Source organism: Brevundimonas sp. LPMIX5, from assembly GCF_003576505.1.
GTDB lineage: Bacteria > Pseudomonadota > Alphaproteobacteria > Caulobacterales > Caulobacteraceae > Brevundimonas > Brevundimonas naejangsanensis.
Genome location: NZ_QWTZ01000002.1, coordinates 141,605 through 157,993, shown reverse-complemented (window position 1 = coordinate 157,993; position 16,389 = coordinate 141,605). Strand labels below are relative to the sequence as shown.

13 protein-coding genes, 2 tRNA genes and 1 pseudogene are annotated in these 16,389 nt (G+C 68.1%); 9 read left to right on the top strand and 7 right to left on the bottom strand.

Annotation, left to right across the window (positions count from 1 at the left end):
* Positions 1–41 precede the first annotated feature (41 nt).
* Complete coding sequence (recG, locus tag D1604_RS01750) at positions 42–2,132, top strand: ATP-dependent DNA helicase RecG (protein WP_119411944.1); 2,091 nt, start codon at positions 42–44, stop codon at positions 2,130–2,132.
* 35 nt (positions 2,133–2,167) lie between these two features.
* On the opposite strand, the gene D1604_RS01745 is transcribed toward recG, so the two are convergent.
* From D1604_RS01745 to D1604_RS01735, 3 genes are all read right to left on the bottom strand, one after another.
* Positions 2,168–2,737, bottom strand: a complete 570-nt coding sequence (locus D1604_RS01745) for a DUF2497 domain-containing protein (protein WP_024352866.1) — start codon at positions 2,735–2,737, stop codon at positions 2,168–2,170.
* Positions 2,738–2,906: 169 nt separating this feature from the next.
* Positions 2,907–4,502, bottom strand: a complete 1,596-nt coding sequence (locus D1604_RS01740; RefSeq protein WP_119411943.1) for a TolC family outer membrane protein — start codon at positions 4,500–4,502, stop codon at positions 2,907–2,909.
* Positions 4,503–4,638: 136 nt separating this feature from the next.
* Positions 4,639–5,268 carry a protein-L-isoaspartate O-methyltransferase family protein gene (locus D1604_RS01735; protein WP_119411942.1) on the bottom strand — a complete coding sequence of 210 codons (630 nt, stop codon included), beginning with the start codon at positions 5,266–5,268 and terminating at the stop codon, positions 4,639–4,641.
* A gap of 131 nt (positions 5,269–5,399) precedes the next feature.
* On the opposite strand from D1604_RS01735, the gene D1604_RS01730 reads away from it, so the two are divergent.
* Positions 5,400–5,473, top strand: a tRNA-Cys gene (locus D1604_RS01730).
* Between the two features lie 49 nt (positions 5,474–5,522).
* Here D1604_RS01730 and D1604_RS01725 read toward each other — a convergent pair.
* Positions 5,523–6,338, bottom strand: a complete 816-nt coding sequence (locus D1604_RS01725) for a TrmH family RNA methyltransferase (protein ID WP_119411941.1) — start codon at positions 6,336–6,338, stop codon at positions 5,523–5,525.
* 111 nt (positions 6,339–6,449) lie between these two features.
* Between D1604_RS01725 and D1604_RS01720 the strand changes: the two genes are divergently transcribed.
* The 3 genes from D1604_RS01720 to D1604_RS01710 all read left to right on the top strand — a co-directional run bounded on the left by D1604_RS01720 (position 6,450) and on the right by D1604_RS01710 (position 8,305).
* Positions 6,450–6,524, top strand: a tRNA-Asn gene (locus D1604_RS01720).
* 233 nt (positions 6,525–6,757) lie between these two features.
* Positions 6,758–7,018: a helix-turn-helix transcriptional regulator gene (locus D1604_RS01715; protein WP_119411940.1), complete on the top strand. Its 261-nt coding sequence runs from the start codon at positions 6,758–6,760 to the stop codon at positions 7,016–7,018.
* A 90-nt stretch (positions 7,019–7,108) separates the two neighbouring features.
* Positions 7,109–8,305: a DUF6880 family protein gene (locus D1604_RS01710; RefSeq protein WP_119411939.1), complete on the top strand. Its 1,197-nt coding sequence runs from the start codon at positions 7,109–7,111 to the stop codon at positions 8,303–8,305.
* Positions 8,306–8,314: 9 nt separating this feature from the next.
* Here the strand turns inward: D1604_RS01710 and D1604_RS01705 are convergent, their stop codons facing one another.
* The 3 genes and pseudogenes from D1604_RS01705 to D1604_RS01695 form a co-directional block, all read right to left on the bottom strand.
* Positions 8,315–8,884, bottom strand: coding sequence for an alpha-ketoglutarate-dependent dioxygenase AlkB (locus tag D1604_RS01705; RefSeq protein ID WP_119411938.1), 570 nt, complete (start codon positions 8,882–8,884; stop codon positions 8,315–8,317).
* A gap of 5 nt (positions 8,885–8,889) precedes the next feature.
* Positions 8,890–9,966, bottom strand: coding sequence for a DNA polymerase IV (gene dinB / locus D1604_RS01700; RefSeq protein ID WP_119411937.1), 1,077 nt, complete (start codon positions 9,964–9,966; stop codon positions 8,890–8,892).
* 85 nt (positions 9,967–10,051) lie between these two features.
* A pseudogene (locus D1604_RS01695) lies at positions 10,052–10,256 on the bottom strand (hypothetical protein); the annotation flags it as partial.
* 1 nt (position 10,257) lies between these two features.
* Between D1604_RS01695 and D1604_RS15780 the strand changes: the two are divergent.
* The 4 genes from D1604_RS15780 to D1604_RS01680 all read left to right on the top strand — a co-directional run bounded on the left by D1604_RS15780 (position 10,258) and on the right by D1604_RS01680 (position 16,235).
* Entirely contained in the window at positions 10,258–10,416 is a 159-nt protein-coding gene (locus tag D1604_RS15780) for a hypothetical protein (RefSeq protein WP_199683685.1), read from the top strand.
* 194 nt (positions 10,417–10,610) lie between these two features.
* Complete coding sequence (locus D1604_RS01690; RefSeq protein ID WP_119411936.1) at positions 10,611–11,399, top strand: ImuA family protein; 789 nt, start codon at positions 10,611–10,613, stop codon at positions 11,397–11,399.
* A complete protein-coding gene (locus tag D1604_RS01685; RefSeq protein WP_119411935.1) occupies positions 11,290–12,849 on the top strand; it encodes a Y-family DNA polymerase in 1,560 nt (519 codons plus the stop codon). The genes D1604_RS01690 and D1604_RS01685 overlap by 110 nt, the downstream gene beginning before the upstream one ends.
* Positions 12,846–16,235, top strand: coding sequence for an error-prone DNA polymerase (locus D1604_RS01680; RefSeq protein WP_119411934.1), 3,390 nt, complete (start codon positions 12,846–12,848; stop codon positions 16,233–16,235). Before D1604_RS01685 ends, D1604_RS01680 begins: the two co-directional genes overlap by 4 nt.
* Positions 16,236–16,389 lie beyond the last annotated feature (154 nt).

Here is a 16,389-nt window from a genome sequence, read left to right as displayed (position 1 = left end):
TAGCGTTCCAGACGCCGCTGCGCCAGCTATGCTGCATCATCATGAGGCCCGAGATTCTCTTTCCCCTGTTCGCGGACATCACCACGCTGAAAGGCGTGGGGCCGCGCAGCGCGCCCCTGGTGCAGAAGGTGGCGGGTCCACTGGTGCGCGACGTGCTGTTCCTGTCGCCCAGCGGCGTGATCCAGCGGCGCCGCACCACGGCGATGGAGGCCGCCGATGGCGAGATCGGCGTCTTCGAGGTGACGATCGACCGTCTCATCCCGCCGCACAAACACGGCGCGCCGATCAAGGTGCGCGCCATCGACGATACCGGCTTCATCCATCTGATCTGGTTCGCGGGTTCGCCGCGCCATATCGAGAGCCTGGCCCCGCGCGGCTCGCGTCGTCTGGTGACCGGCAAGGTCGAGCGCTTCAACAGCGAAGTCCAGATCGCCCACCCCGACTACATCCTGCCGGTCGAGAAGGCGGACGAGATTCCGCTGTCCGAGCCCGTCTATCCGGCGACGCAGGGGCTGACCTCACGCCAGATCCGCAAACTGGCGCAGGGCGCGCTGGCCCTCGCGCCCGAGCTTCCCGAGTGGCAGGAACCGAACTGGCTGGCGGCGCGGCGCTGGGCCGGCTGGCGCCCGGCGCTGGAGGCCCTGCACGCCCCGTCGAACGAGGCCGATCTGACGCCGGACGCCCCGGTGCGCCAGCGTCTGGCCTATGACGAACTGTTCGCGCACCAGTTGGCCTTGGCGCGCCGCCGTCGCGCCCGCCAGATCACGTCCGCCGCCCGCATCACGCCGGGCGAAGCTTCCGCTCGCCTGCTGGCCGCCCTGCCCTTTAGCCTGACCGGCGCGCAGGAACAGGCCGTCGCCGAAATCCGCGCAGATCTGAGTTCCGGCGAGCAGATGGGGCGGCTGCTGCAGGGCGACGTCGGTTCCGGCAAGACGGCCGTCGCGGCGCTGGCTCTGGCCGATGCCGCCAGCAGCGGCTTTCAGGCCGCCCTGATGGCGCCGACCGAGATTCTGGCGCGCCAGCATTACGACAAGCTGTCGCCCCTGCTGGATCAGGCGGGCGTGTCCAGCCTGTTGCTGACCGGCCGCGACACCCCGGCCGAACGGCGCGTCAAGCTGGCCGCGCTCGCCTCCGGCGAGGCACAGGTCGCCATTGGCACCCACGCCCTGTTCCAGGACGCGGTGCAGTTTCACCGGCTGGCGCTGGCTGTCATCGACGAGCAGCACCGCTTCGGGGTGCGCGAGCGCCAGCGTTTGCAGGCCAAGGGCGATCCGGCTCTGGGCGGCGTCCATCTGCTGACCATGTCGGCCACGCCGATCCCGCGCACGCTGGAGCTGACGCAATACGGCGAACTGGAAGTCAGCCGCCTGATGGAGAAGCCGCCGGGCCGCACGCCCGTGACCACGGCCGTCCTGCCGCTGGCGCGCATCGGCGAGGTGGCGAAGCGGCTGAAGGCGGCCGTCGAAGCCGGCGCCCAGGCCTACTGGATATGCCCTTTGGTGGCCGAATCCGAAGCCATCGACCTGGCCGCGGCCGAGGATCGGGCCGAAGACCTGCGCAAACTGCTGGGAACCGAGGTCGGCCTCGCCCACGGCCAGATGCCGGGCGTCGAGCGCGAGGCCGTGATGGCGCAGTTCGCGGCGGGGCGTCTGCCCGTTCTGGTCGCCACGACCGTGGTCGAGGTCGGCGTCGACGTGCCCAACGCCTCCATCATGGTGATCGAACACGCCGACCGCTTCGGTCTGGCCCAGCTTCACCAGTTGCGCGGGCGCGTGGGACGCGGCGCCAAGGCCAGTTCCTGCATCCTGCTGTACGGCGGCGAGGACGGCGCCCTGGGCGAAACGGCGAAGGAGCGGCTGGAGACCCTGCGCCGCACCGAGGACGGCTTTGTCATCGCCGAGGAAGACTTCCGCCTGCGCGGCGGCGGCGACCCGCTGGGCCTGAAACAGAGCGGTTTCCCGGCCTATCGTTTCGCCGATCCGATCCGGCATCGGTCGCTGCTGCTGGCGGCGGCGGACGATGCGCGCCTGCTGCTGGGCCGAGATCCCGACCTGACCAGCGAGCGCGGTCAGGTCGTGCGTCTGCTGGAAGCCCTGTTCGACTGGAAAAACGAACGCCCCTCAGCGGACTGAGGGGCGTCGTAAAACTCAGCGAGACTTTAAAGCGATCAGCCTGCGTTGCGGGCGATGCGTTCGACTTCCTTGCGGACCTGCGCCTCGACGATGGCAGGCAGGTTGGCGTCCAGCCAGTCCTTCAGCATCGGGCGCAGCATCTCGCGGACCATGGCCTCGACCGTATTGCCGCTCATGAAGTTCATGTCAGCGGCCGAGGCGACCGGCGCAGGCTCGGGCTTCTGGAAGCTGGCGGCCAGACCGGCGAAGGCCGAAGCGGCGCTGGCGGCGGCGGTTTCGCCGACCAGGGCGTCCGTCTCAGGCGCGACGGCGACCGGCGCAGGCTCGGGTGCGACAGCGGGCGCCTCGACCGGGAAGGGTGCTGCGTCGGCGACGTCCAGATCGCCAATGGCCTCGGCGGCCGGGGCCTCATAAGGCTCGGTCAGCTCAAGCACATCTTCCTCAGCGGCGGCGATAGCCGGGGGCGCTTCAGGTTCGGGTTCGGGCGCAGGTTCCGGCTCGGGCGCTGCGGCGGTTTCAGCCGGGGCGTCGTCTTCAGAAATAATCCGGCGAATCGACGCCAGGATTTCTTCCATCGTGGGTTCCTGAGCGGACTGGTCGGTCATGTCGGAGCCTTCAACCTCGGTGCTCGATCTCGGTCATCACCCGTTGAGCCGGAAACGGCGCAGGGCGAACGGGCGCGGCCGGTACAGACTCGCCTCGCCCCTGCCCTGTCGTCGCATCAACCTCGGCCGGAATCAACGGACGTTTTCACGCGCCCGCTTCGACGAAGCGTCAGCCTTGCGGCGCTGTGCGGACGACTTCGCCCTTCAACTGGCGGTCCACCGGGGCGTCTTCGGCGTCCGCAGCGGGCGTCACAGCCGGCGCGGCGACGCGATCCAGCGTCTCCAGCAGGCCGTCCCACGGCAGGGCGCCGCGATTGCGGATGGCGTTGTAGTTGTCAGCCGGATCATAGGCGTCGATGGCCGGATCCAGATTGGGGCCGCCCAACCGCCCCATCGCCGCCAGCAACTGAGCCTGAGCCACGTATTCATTGCGGCGCGCGCTGGCCAGGGCGACCTCTGCGCTACGCAGTTCCAGTTCGGCGTTCAGCACGTCCAGCGTGGTGCGCAGGCCGACCTGCGCTTCCTGGCGGACGCCCTCGGCGGCGACCGAGGCGGCGCGTACGCCTTCCTGGCCAGCGGCGACGCTGGACTTGGCCGAAGCGCTCTGAGCGTAGGCTGAGCTGACCGATTGCAGCACGGTGCGGCGCTGGCCCTCGACGTTGATCTGGGCGGCGTTGGCGCGCTCCAGAGCCTGTGCGACGCGCGACCGGTTCAGCCCGCCCGTGAACAGGGGCACCGAGACCGAAGCCCCTGCGGTGAAGCTGGTGCGATCCGACAGGTCAAAGCCGGACAGGTCGTTGGCAGTCCCGCCGTAAGAGGCCGTCAGCCGCGCCGAAGGCAGATACTCCGAGCGCGCGGCCGCCACGTTCGCCTCGGCCGCCTGCTGGGCGTAGAGGGCGGCCAGAACACCGGGGTTTTCAGCCAGGCCGACATCCATCGCCGCATCGAAGTCCGAGGGCAGCCCGGGCAGGACCGGCAAGGCCTGAAGGTTGGACGGCGCCTGCCCCACCACGGCGGCGTAGGCCGCGCGCGAGACCGACAACTGCGCCTGAGCCCCGGCCAGGTCGGATTCGGATTGCGCCAGACGGGCTTCTGACTGGGCCACGTCGGTGCGGGTGATCTCGCCCACTTCAAAACGGGCGTTCGATTCGTCCAGCTGGCGGCGCAGGACCTGCAGGTTCTCCTGGCGGATACGCAGGATCTCCTGGCGGATACGCAGGATCTCCAGATCGCGCACCACATCGGCGTAGGCCTGGACGACCGAAGTCATCACCTGCTGCTCGACCTGACGCAGGTTTTCACGGCCCGCCATGACGTTGGCCTCAGCAGCCGAAATGCCGTGCGACACCCGGCCTGCCGTCCAGATGTTCTGGCTCAGGCTGACGCTGGCGCTGGCGCCGTCGCTTTCGATCGTGCCGCCGCTGGTGGCGGTGCTGCCCGGCAGCGTGCCCGTGGCGTCCGGCACGCCGTCCCCGTTCGTATCGATCGGGATGGTCTGGCCGGGAATGGTCGTGGTCACGCGATCCGTGCGCGTGCGGCTGTAATCAACGCCCGCAGAGGCGTTGATGGTCGGCCGCAGCCCGGCGCGCGCCTGAACAATGGATTCGTCCAGGGCGCGTTGATTGGCGCGCTGGGCCAGCAGGGACGGATTGGTCCGATAGGCCAGACCGATCGCTTCCTGAAGCGACTCGGCCAGAACCGGCGTCGCCCCCATCGTCAATGCGACCAGTGCGACCGAAGCGAGCGCGCGCGAGCGTTTCAACATGAACCTGTCCCTGCCTGACGCCCCCGTTCGGCGCGCCTGTAGTGCCTTCTAACGGCGTAGTTGGCGGCTAGCCTCGCCCGACGCCAGTTAAGTTTTTTTCACGCAGTGCAACGTCTGTTCCGTCGCACAAGAGGCGCTAGAGCGCAAAAGCAGGCGCCGGCGTCATTTCCGGCAGCAGGTCAGGCGCCGCATCGAACAGTTCGCGGCGCGACACGCCTTCACGGCCGCGCACATAAAGAACCGCCGCGCCGCTGGCGCCGTCGCGCTCCACCACGGCCAAGCGGCCGCCGGGACGCAGGGCCGCGATCCAGGATTCGGGACGCTCGATCACCGCGCCTTCGCTGACGATCAGGTCATAGCCTTCGCCTTGCGGCTGGTTCATCGGCGCGACCGCCGTCTCGACTCCAGCCTCGGCCAGAGCGGCGCCGACCACCTCGAGCACGGCCGCATCTGATTCCTGCGCCGTCACCTTCAGGCCCATGTCCGCCAGCACGGCGGCAGCGTAGGGCGCCGCAATCGCCAGCGCCTTCTCGCCCGCACGGGCGTCCAGCCCCTGCAACAGCTTGGCCACATCGCGCGGCAACATCAGACGGCGACCGTTCGCGATCTCAGGCTCGACATCGGCATAGGCCGAGAAGGCGCGGTCAGGGGCGCAGAATCGCTCGCGCTGCACAGCGCCGATGGCGGCGTGCAGTTGGCGGTCGGTGACGTCGTTCACGCGGACCTGCGAGTCCAGCATCACCTTGCGGGCGGCGGCGAAATCCATAATCCGAAGTCCTTCAGGTCGGCTTAGGCGAAGAAATGTGACGCGCTTATAGGTCCGTGCGTTGCAGCGGACAATCCGATCTGATAGCTGACGGCCCTCGCGATGGCGGGGCCTCTGGAAACGGAGGCCGCGGCCTGATGGCGGAGTGGTGACGCAGAGGACTGCAAATCCTTGCACCCGGGTTCGATTCCCGGTCAGGCCTCCATCGCGATGAAACATCGAGAAAGCCGTCCTTCGGGGCGGCTTTCTTGCTTTCAGCCGTGCGCCAGCCTCGCCGTCGTCACGTGATGCAGGGCCACGGCGCTGGTCGCCGCCACGTTCAGCGAATCGAATCCGCCCGCCATGCGGATGCCGACGGGGCGGCAGCGCGCGATGATCTCCCCCGGCAGACCCGGCCCCTCGCTGCCCAACAGAATCGCAGTGCGCGGCGCCGGTTTCAGTTCGGCCAGCGTTTGATCCGCCGACGGCGTCAGCGCCAGCACTTCGAATCCCCTGCCCTGCAGCAGGTCGATCATGCTCCCTGCCTCCAGCCCCGTCGCCATAGGCGTACGCAGGACCGCGCCGACCGACACCCGGATCGCCTTGCGGTAAAACGGATCGCAGCAGGTCCGATCCAGCAGCACCGCCCCTGCGCCAAAGGCGGCGGCGTTGCGAAACAGGCCGCCCATGTTGTCGTGATTGCCGATCCCGCAGGCCATCACGACGACGGCTCGATCCGGCAGGCTGTCCAGCAGAGCGTCCGGGTCGACCGGATTCGGCTTGCGCCCCAGGGCGAGGATGCCCCGGTGCAGGTCAAACCCCGCCACAGCGTTCAGAACCGCTTGGGGCGCCACATGGACGGGCACGTCCGCTGGAAGACGCTCCAGCACGTCTCTCACCCCCTCCAGCCGCTTCTCGGCGATCAGAACCGATACCGGCGCACAAAGAGAGGCCCCGGACGCCAGGACGCGCAGAACCACCTCTCCCTCGGCGACGAACAGCCCCTGCCGCCCGGTCAGGTCGCGTTCCTTCACATCGCGAAAGGCGGCGACGTGGGGATCATCAGGATCGAAAACAGTGATCGGAGTCATGCCGCCCCTTGTAGCGCAGGGCTTTGCGAAAAAATTTGGCGATTTCTGCGTTTTACCCGTTGCATGAATCGAAAAGGCGCTGCTATACGCCGGCCTCCCCCGAGGGGATGTTCCGCGGTAGCTCAGTGGTAGAGCAGCCGACTGTTAATCGGCTGGTCGTAGGTTCGAATCCTACCCGCGGAGCCACTCGGGGGATTGAATTCCCTAGACAATCTGACCAAGAGATCGGAGCCCTCCGTTCTAGCTTGGCCGTTTAGAACGGCGTTTAGAACGGTACTTTTGGACGAAATCGTCCCAGGTTCCCGCTCGCTTCACATTGTCTTGAGCGCGAAGCCCAACCGCGTCGTTACGGTGATGAAGTAGCGGGGCGGATCCCCGGCGCTTCCAAGGCATGATCGATCTCCTTTCAGGGAGGCATCATGGGACAGTTTCCGGTGAAGCGATTTCTGCGCACGCCTGAGGCGGGTCGGTATCTCGGACTATCCGGCCGCACGCTCGAAAAGCATCGCACCTATGGCACAGGCCCCGTCTATCGGAAGCTTGGCGGCAGGGTCGTCTACGATATGGAAGACCTTGCCGCGTGGGCCGATCGCGGCCTCCATCGATCGACCAGCGAATCCCACCTGGGTCCTCACCCCGCAGCTCCGCGTGGGGAAGGCGCGCCTCTCGCCCGACACTGAGAGACTGCAGGATAGAAGGGAGGTGACGAAATCGCCCTTGGTGCCCGTGCTACAGACCCTCGAACGACCCCACTCCTCCCAAAGGACCTCATGGCGCGACAACCCAAGATTTCGACCAGGCTTTCCGCAGCCAACCTCGTCCATCTCGGGGCGCCCCGCCTGGCGGACCTGCTGATCGAGGCCGGCGCCGGGAACGCCAATCTCAAGCGCCGCCTTCGTCTTGAACTGGCGGCTGACGCAGGCCCAGACCTCCTCGCCCTTGAGATCGACAAGCGCATCACCGCCGTCTCCGTCGCCCGCACACGTGTATCCTGGCGCAAGCGCGGCGAACTGATCGATGATCTGAACACGCACCGCAACATGATCGTGGAGCGCCTGGCGCCCGAGGCCCCCGGCGAGGCGCTCGCCGTCCTCATTCGCTGGTTCGACCTCTATCCTGGCCTGGCCGCCCGCGTGAAGGACACCAAGGGGGAACTGCCCGCCGCCTTCGAGGCCGCCGCGCCGGATCTCTTCGCTCTCGCCGAGACCGTCGACGATCAGGCGTTGCGCGACCTGATCGACGCTCTGGGCCGATGTCCGCAGGATTACGCGCGCTGGATCTCCGCCGGCGGCGACGCCCTCCGTCCTCGTGCGGCGCGCCGGCTGCTTGACAGCCTGGACGCCTCGGCCGGAAAGACCCCGTCGGGCCGCAACCTGCTGCGCCGCCTGGCGGACAAGGCGGAGGACCTCGACCTCTGGCTCTCGCTCGTCACGCCCGAGCAGGCCGAGTCGCCCGACATCGCCGCCGACATCGCCCGCCGTCTCCTTGCCGCGGGACGCGTCGCGGAAGCCCGCGCCGCCCTTGAAGGCGCCCTACACCCTTCGGCGCTCAATCGTCGCTGGACCTTCGGCCACAACCCGACGGACGGCGCCCCGCGCCTGTCCCCCGCCTGGGAAGCCGCCTCCATCGAAGTGCTCGACGCCGAAGGACACCGCCAGGAGGCCCAGGATCTGCGCTGGAGCCTGTTCGAGCGCGACCTGTCGGCGCCCGTTCTTCGGGATTACCTCTCACGACTGCCCGACTTCGATGATGTCGAGGCCCTGGACCAGGCGTTCGCCCACGCCGCGACCCATCCGGACTTTGAGGCGGCCATGCGGCTGCTGATGGACTGGCCCGCCCACAGGGAGGCGGCGGCGCTCGTCCTGGCGCGCCCCCGTGAAGCCCGGCAACTCCGCCTCCAGGCGGATGACTGGACGTCACGCTTGGCCCAGCGCTATCCCGAAGCCGCCGAAATCCTCACAAATTAGGTGCACGTTTCAGGATAGTGTTCTGAAAGTAATGGAGTAGCGCAGGGCTGTCATCGGCGAGATCGAATGCTGCCAATCCCGCCGCGCCTCGCCGGAAAGTCGATAGACAGAGCCCGGACCCAGCGTCGCGCCGGCGCGACGCCACTGAGCCGTCTCCTTCCGGCGAAAGCGCATGACGCAGGGCGCGATAAGGGAGATGCCGAGGATCTCCCCATAGACCGGCCGGTCGCGATGCCAGCCGATCCCCGCACCAGGGACATATTCGTTGACGAGGGCTTGGACGAAAGGCCCGTCATCAAGACCCAGCCGTCCGGCCAGACGCCGTAACAGATGCTGCAGGAAGTCCGGCCAGGGCTCGGCCGTCTCCAGCTCGCGCCGCTCCGGATCATGGCGGCGCCCGAAGGCGGCGATCCGCCGGAAGCCCTGATAGCCAATGTGCTCATAGGGCCTGAAGTTCAGCCGCTGCAGTTGCTCTACCACCGCCGCCTGCTCGGGTGCCGACAGGGTATCCGGCCAGTAGTCGAAGCCGAACGGAACGACGGGCCCGGGGGCTTGACCGAACAGGTCGGCCTGGAACATCGCCGTCACAACGCCAGCTCGCCCGGAGCCGCCTTAGGCGAGGCCTTCTCCAGATTGGACAAGGTCACGCCGACAAGCCGCACGCCTCTTGTCGGCGGATAGAGGGATCGCACCAGAAGGCGCGCGATCTCACGCAACCGCGCTTTCGAGGTGACCGGCTCCTTGAAGGACCGGCTGCGGGTCGACTGCTGGAAGTCCGCCCATTTGACCTTCACCGTAACGGTCCGGCCGAGCGACCCTGCCTTTTCGCACCAGGCCCAGACATCATCGGCCATCTGATTCACCCCGGCCTCGATCGCTGCGGGATCGACCAGGTCGCCGGCGAAGGTGGTTTCCGATCCGCTGGACTTACGTTCGCGGTTCGGATTGACGGGACGATGATCCTCTCCCCGCGCTACGCCGTAATACCAGGCGCCCGACTTGCCGAAATGATGCTGGAGAAAGGCCAGGGACTGATGTCTCAGGTCTGCGCCGGTTTCGATGCCCAGGCGGTTCATCTTCGCCGCCGTCACCGGCCCTACGCCATGGAAACGCTTGACCGGCAGAGCCTCCACGAAGGCTTCTCCCCGCCCCGGCGCGACCACGAACTGGCCGTTGGGCTTGCGCTGGTCCGAAGCCAGCTTGGCCAGGAATTTGTTGTAGGACACGCCGGCAGACGCCGTCAGGCCGGTCTCCCGGAGAATTCTTGACCGGATCTCCTCGGCCGTCGCGGACGCCGTCGGCAGTCCCCGGATGTTGGCCGTGACGTCGAGATAGGCCTCATCCAGGGAGAGCGGTTCCATCAGGCGCGTATAGTCGGCGAAGATGGCGTGGATCTGCGCCGAAACGGCTCGATAAACCTCGAAGCGCGGCGGCGTGAAGATCAACTCGGGGCATTTGCGTAAGGCCGTGCTTGAAGGCATGGCCGAGCGCACCCCGAAGCGGCGCGCCTCATAGCTGGCGGCGGCGACCACGCCGCGCGGGGCGGCATGGCCGACGGCGACGGGACGACCACGCAGGGCGGGGTCGTCCCTCTGCTCCACCGAGGCGAAGAAGGCGTCCATGTCCACATGGATGATCTTACGGGGGGCAGCGACGTCCATGGACCTCGCCTAGCAAAACGCGAACAAAATGGGAACATTTCTGTCTGTCATATGAACGCATTCCGCCCGAAACGCCTTTACGGCGTCATGCGGCCTCGTCCCAGACGCGGTTCAAGACCTGGGCCGCCAGCGCCGCCTTATCCTGCGGGAGAAAGCGTCCGTAGTGGGCGGCCACCGTGGCCGGCGTATCCTGAATGGCGTAGCTGGCCTGTTCGTAGGAGCCGGTCTGCTTCAGCACATGTGTTGGCCAGGACATCCCTCACATTGTGCGGTCCATGAGGAAGCAGCCCGATGCAGTCGATGGGAGTTCTCGCCGTGCCGACGGATCTGGAGATCCAGGGCGGCATGGAAGTCCCTGGGGTCTTCATGGACTTCCCACAAGCTGACGGGATGGGTGACGATGGGCAGCGGCGGCCTGCCCCTTTTTCTCTGAACGGACGCATCAACTGACGAACCGTCTACAAACTTTGGATCGAGCACAAAAACTCCACTGGAAACATCGTCTTCGGACGACGGTGGAGAGACGTTTCAGAAGTGGCTTCCCCCTAAATGTCGATGCGATCATGCGAGCGGATATGAGGACAACAGGCCTTCCCGACAGCCCCGCTTGACTCCCCCCGGGGCACCGAGCGCATATAGAACAAATGAAGAACATTTGTTCGCGATCTGACACGCTGACCACGCTGAAGACCCGTCTTGAGGCCCTGGAGAGGTCAGGCGGACGTTGGGTCCGCGCGGCTGCGCGTAATGCGGGCGACGATGCCTTCGCGCCCTTAGCCACAGGCGTGATCCACGACCTCTACGCCTCCGCGCCGGCCGACGCAGTAGCCGTCAACACCTTCGGGCTGGGAATGGCGTTGCGGGCGGCGGAGGGGCGGCCCATCGTCTGGGGCCTACATGAGATGATGGCCCAGGAGGCGGGGCGGCCGCATGGGCCGGGCCTGCATGAGATGGGCTTGCCGCCGCGCGACCTGCTGCTGGTGCGGACGCGCGACGTGCAGACCCTGCTGGCCGTCGGCGAAGAGGCCCTGCGGAGTCCTGCCGTGGGCGCGGTGCTGCTGAGCGCCTGGGGCGAGGCCAAGGCCTTCAGCCTGACGGCCAGTCGCCGACTGACGCTGGCGGCAGAGACGGGGGGCGCGACCCTGTTCCTGGCGCGGGCGGGCGCCTTGCCCTGCCCCAGTGCGGCCGAGACCCGCTGGTCGGTGGGTTCTTACGCTTCAGAACCTCTGGAAGGCGGAGCGCCCGGACGACCGTCTTTTTCGGCGACCCTGCTGCGGCGGCGCGGCGGCGGGGCGACCGGAACCTGGATCATGGAGTGGGATCGTGAACAGCGAACCTTCCGCCCGCCCGCGCCGCTATCTGGCGGTCTGGTTCCCCTGGCTGCCCAGCGACCGACTGCGGCGTCAGGAGCAGCAGGACGACGCGCCGCCTGAGGATGCGCCGCCCGTCGTCCTGGCCGAGAAGATCAAGGGCGCGCTGCGGCTGGCGGCCGTCGATCCGGAGGCGGCGCGGGCGGGGCTGACCCCCGGCCTGGCCCTGGCCGACGCGCGGGCGCGGACCCTTGCCTTGCGCGTCGTCGCCCATCGACCGGACCTCGACGACGCCCTGCTGGCGCGGGTGCTGGAGGATTTCGGCCGCTTCACCCCCATGATCGCGCTGGACCCGCCCCATGGCCTGATGCTGGACGTGACCGGCTGCACCCACATGTTCGGTGGAGAGACGGGTCTGATGCGGACGGTCCAGGTGCGGGCCGAACGCGCCGGACTTCAGACACGATGCGCCCTGGCCGCCACGCCCCAGGTCGCGCGCGCCCTAGCCCGTTTCGGACCCGGCGGTCGGTTCGAGCCCGGCCAGGACCGCGCCGCCGCGCGCCGCCTGCCGGTCGCCGCGCTGGAGCTATCGGACAAGGAGGACGAGGCCCTGCGCCGTCTGGGCCTGAAGCGGCTGGGCGATCTGGACGACCGGCCCCGCGCGCCCCTGGCCGCCCGCTTCGGCGCCGATTTTCCGGCCCGGCTGGCGCGGGTTCTGGGCGACGAGGACATGCGCATCACCCCGCATCGTCCGCCCGCCCCCGTGGTGGTCGACCGCGTCTTCTTCGAGCCGATCTCTGCGCCCGAGGACGTGGAGCGGGTTCTGTCCGACCTGCTGGTCGAGACCATGGACCAGTTGGATCAGACCGGCCTGGGCGGCCGCGCCTTCGAGGCCGGCTTCTATCGCGTGGACGGCGAGACGCGCCGCATCGTCGTCCGCACCGGCCGTCCGACCCGCGACGCCCCCGCGACCCTGCGGCTGTTCCGCGAACGGATGGCGGCCCTTGCCGCCCCACTAGACCCCGGATTCGGATTCGACCAGATGCGGATGTCCGTGCCTTGGACCCAGGTTTTGGCGCCGACCCAGCAGGGGCTGGAGCGCGAGACGCCCGGCGAGGAGGCCTTCAGCCGCCTGATCGATCGGCTGACCGCGCGTCTGGGGCCGGAGGCGGTGCTGCGCTTCGAGCCCTTCGCCTCGCACATTCCCGAACGCGCGGCGCGACTGGTCCCGGCCGCCGCCCGTCATGGCGACGAGACCTGGCCCGACCTTGATCCCGACGATCCGCCCTTGCGGCCGCTGCAGATGTTCGACCCGCCCCAGCCGGTCGAAACCCTGGCCGAGGTCCCTGACGGCTATCCGCTGAAGTTCCGCTGGCGCCGCGTCCTGCACGAGGTGACGCGCGCCGAAGGTCCTGAGCGGATCAGCGGCGAATGGTGGCGCGCGCCGGGCCAGCGCACCCGTGACTACTACCGGGTCGAGGACCGGGACGGCCGTCGCTTCTGGCTGTTCCGCCAGGGCCTCTATGGCGAGACGCCCGAACCGCGCTGGTTCATCCACGGCCTGTTCGCATGAGGAGGCTCGACCCTTGCGGCGACTACGCCGAACTGGCGACGGCCAGCAACTTCTCCTTCCTGCGCGGCGCCTCGCATCCCAAGGACCTGGTGCTGACGGCGATCCTGCGCGGCCACGCCGGACTGGGGCTGGCCGATCGCAACACCGTGGCGGGCGTGGTGCGGGCCTGGAGCGCGCTGAAGGAGATACGCATCGAGGGCTTGGCCCCGCCGGACAGGATGCGCGACGGCGGCAGTCCCGGCGAGGTCGCCTTCATCGAGAACCCGTTGAACGATCCGGCCCTGTCCGAAGAGGTGAAGCGCCGTGCGGCGAACTTCCGCCTGCTGACCGGGACGCGGCTGATCTTCAACGACGGGACGCCGGACGTCATCGCCTATCCGGAGACGCGGGCGGGTTGGGGTCGGCTGACGCGTCTGCTGACCCTGGGCAATCGCCGCGCGAAGAAGGGCGAATGCGAGATCGGCCTGCGCGACCTGCTGGCCGATCCGGAGGACCTGCTGCTGATCCTCGTCCCGCCGGACCGGCTGACTGGGCTGGAAGAGGTGCTGGCACGCATGAACGCGGCGGCGCCGGGCGCAGTCTGGCTGGGCGCCGCCCTGCACAAGCGCGGCGACGACCGGCGCCGGCTGGCCCGCCTCAAGGCCATGGCGGAGCGGGCCCAGGTTCCCCTGCTGGCGCTCAACGACGTCCTCTACGCCGGCCCCGAAGACCGCGACCTGCAGGACGTCCTGACCTGCATCCGCGAAGGCGCGACCATCGAAACCGCCGGCCGCCGACTGGAGGCCAACGCCGAACGCTGGCTGAAGCCCGCAGACGAAATGGCGCGGCTGTTCAAGGACGCGCCCGAGGCGGTGACCGAGGCGACCGCCTTCCTGTCGCGGGCGACCTTCGATCTGAGCGACCTGAAGTATGAATACCCCGAGGAGCCCGTACCGCCGGGCGAAACACCTCAGGGCTGGCTGGAAGAACTAGTGCGTCGCCGCACCCTCCTCCGTTATCCGGACGGCGCGTCGCCCAAGGTCACGGCCCTGCTTGCGAAGGAGTTGGCCTTCATCGCCGATCGCAGCCTGGCCCCCTATTTCCTAACCATCCACGACATCATCCGCACGGCCGAGGACAAGGGCATCCTGTGCCAGGGGCGCGGATCAGCCGCCAACTCGGCTGTCTGCTACGTCCTGGGCATCACCAGCGTCGATCCGGCCTGCCACGACCTGTTGTTCGAGCGTTTCCTGTCCTCCAACCGCGACGAGCCGCCCGACATCGACGTGGACTTCGAGCATGAGCGGCGCGAGGAGGTCATCCAGTACGTCTATGAGCGCTATGGCCGTCATCGCGCCGGCATCGCCGCCACCGTCATCCGCTATCGCCCCCGCAGCGCCATCCGCGAAGTCGGCAAGGTCCTGGGCCTGACCGAAGACGTCACTGCCCGCTTGGCCTCGACCCAGTGGGGCAGCTGGGGCTCCGAGATCAGCGGCCGCCAGATCGAGCAGGCCGGTCTGGACGCCGCCAATCCCATGGTTGATCGCGCCGTGCGCATGGCGACGCGCCTGCTGGGTTTTCCGCGCCACCTGTCCCAGCATGTCGGGGGCTTCGTCCTGACCCAGGGACGGCTGGACGAGACCGTGCCCATCGGCAACGCCGCCATGCCGGACCGCACCTTCATCGAATGGGACAAGGACGACATCGACGCCCTGGGCCTGATGAAGGTCGATGTCCTGGCCCTGGGGATGCTGACCTGCATCCGCAAGGCCTTCGACCTGATGAAAGCCCATTCAGGCGTCGAGCACGACCTCGCCTCCGTCCCGCCGGAGGAGGCCGAGGTCTACGACATGCTGTGCCGGGGCCAGTCCATCGGCGTCTTCCAGGTCGAGAGCCGCGCCCAGATCAACATGCTGCCCCGGCTGAAGCCGAGGGCCTTCTACGATCTGGTAATTCAGGTCGCCATCGTGCGTCCCGGTCCGATCCAGGGCGACATGGTCCATCCCTATCTGCGCCGCCGCAACGGCGTGGAAGAGGTTCACTATCCGCCCCCCGGCCGCCTCTATGGTCCGCCTGACGAGTTGAGGCAGGTGCTGCACCGGACCCTGGGCGTCCCCCTGTTCCAGGAACAGGCCATGAAGGTCGCCATGGTCGCCGCCCGGTTCTCCGACGCCGAGGCCAACGGCCTGCGCAAGGCCATGGGCACGTTCCGGGGCGACGGCACCTTGCACACTTACGAAGACCGCATGGTCGGCATGATGATCGCGCGCGGCTATGATCCAGACTTCGCGCGGCGCTGCTTCGAACAGATCAAGGGCTTCGGCTCCTACGGCTTCCCCGAGAGCCACGCCGCCAGTTTCGCCCGGCTGGTCTATGTCTCTTCCTGGATCAAGCACCGCCACCCGGCGGCCTTCGCCTGCGCCCTGCTGAACAGCCAGCCCATGGGCTTCTACGCACCCGCCCAGATCGTGCGCGAGGCGCAGGAAGTCGGCGGGGTCGAGGTGCGCCCCATCGACGTCTCGCACAGCGACTGGGACAACAGTCTGGAGGGGCCGGCGAGCACGCCCGTCCTGCGTCTGGGCCTGCGCCAGATCGACGGCTTCAAGGAGGACTGGGCCAAGGCCCTGTCGGCGGCGCGGGCCGAGGCGCCCTTCGCCGATGTCGAAACACTGGCCCGGCGCGCCGAACTGCCCGCCGCCGCCATGCGCAAGCTGGCCGACGCCGACGCCTTCCGCTCACTGGGCCAGGACCGGCGCGAGGCCCTGTGGGCGGTGCGCCGCCTGCCCGACGACGATCCCCTGCCCCTGTTCGCCGCCGCCGAGGCGCGCGAACGCGGCGCCCGGGAACTAGGGAACGAGCCCGATGCCCATCTGCCCCTTATGCCGTTGGGCGAACACGTCGCCGCCGACTACCAGAACGCGCGCCTGTCGCTGAAGGCCCACCCCATGGCCATCCTGCGCCCCGTCTTCGCCGCCGACCGCGTGCTGACCTGCGCCGAAACCGAGGCCAAGCGCGGCGGCTCCCTGGTGCAGGTCGCCGGCGTGGTCCTGGTGCGTCAGCGGCCGGGCAAGGGTAACGCCGTCTTCGTCACCCTGGAGGACGAGACCGGCATCACCAACGTGGTCCTCTGGGCGCGGATGCTCGACCAGTACCGACGCGAGATCATGGGCGCCCGCCTGATGCAGGTCGAAGGCCTGGTCGAGAAGAGCCCCGAAGGCGTCATCCATGTCGTCGCCCGCCACGTCATCGACCGCAGCGCCGAACTGTCCCGCCTGTCAGAAGACCATGAGACCGACATCCAGCTCGCCCGCGCCGATGTCATCGCCAACCCGCAACCGCCGCGACACCCGCCGCACCGGCATCCGCGTGACGTCCGCATCCTGCCGGGATCGCGGGACTTCCATTGAGTGATATAGCACGTAGAGGCGGGTACAGACTTTGGACTGCGCACAAAAGCTCCACTGGAAACAACGCCCTAAAGGCGACCCGTGGAGAGACGTATGTGCGAGCCTCAAGCCCTAAATGGTCAGACTGAGTTCTGACGGAACAGCAGCCCCTCAG

Excerpts from the sequence above, each read along its gene's own strand:
- recG (WP_119411944.1), top strand. The coding sequence starts at position 42 with ATGAGGCCCGAGATTCTCTTTCCCCTGTTCGCGGACATCACCACGCTG.
- D1604_RS01745 (WP_024352866.1), bottom strand. The coding sequence starts at position 2,737 with ATGACCGACCAGTCCGCTCAGGAACCCACGATGGAAGAAATCCTGGCG.
- D1604_RS01740 (WP_119411943.1), bottom strand. The coding sequence starts at position 4,502 with ATGTTGAAACGCTCGCGCGCGCTCGCTTCGGTCGCACTGGTCGCATTG.
- D1604_RS01735 (WP_119411942.1), bottom strand. The coding sequence starts at position 5,268 with ATGGATTTCGCCGCCGCCCGCAAGGTGATGCTGGACTCGCAGGTCCGC.
- D1604_RS01725 (WP_119411941.1), bottom strand. The coding sequence starts at position 6,338 with ATGACTCCGATCACTGTTTTCGATCCTGATGATCCCCACGTCGCCGCC.
- D1604_RS01715 (WP_119411940.1), top strand. The coding sequence starts at position 6,758 with ATGGGACAGTTTCCGGTGAAGCGATTTCTGCGCACGCCTGAGGCGGGT.
- D1604_RS01710 (WP_119411939.1), top strand. The coding sequence starts at position 7,109 with ATGGCGCGACAACCCAAGATTTCGACCAGGCTTTCCGCAGCCAACCTC.
- D1604_RS01705 (WP_119411938.1), bottom strand. The coding sequence starts at position 8,884 with ATGTTCCAGGCCGACCTGTTCGGTCAAGCCCCCGGGCCCGTCGTTCCG.
- dinB (WP_119411937.1), bottom strand. The coding sequence starts at position 9,966 with ATGGACGTCGCTGCCCCCCGTAAGATCATCCATGTGGACATGGACGCC.
- D1604_RS15780 (WP_199683685.1), top strand. The coding sequence starts at position 10,258 with ATGCAGTCGATGGGAGTTCTCGCCGTGCCGACGGATCTGGAGATCCAG.
- D1604_RS01690 (WP_119411936.1), top strand. The coding sequence starts at position 10,611 with ATGAAGAACATTTGTTCGCGATCTGACACGCTGACCACGCTGAAGACC.
- D1604_RS01680 (WP_119411934.1), top strand. The coding sequence starts at position 12,846 with ATGAGGAGGCTCGACCCTTGCGGCGACTACGCCGAACTGGCGACGGCC.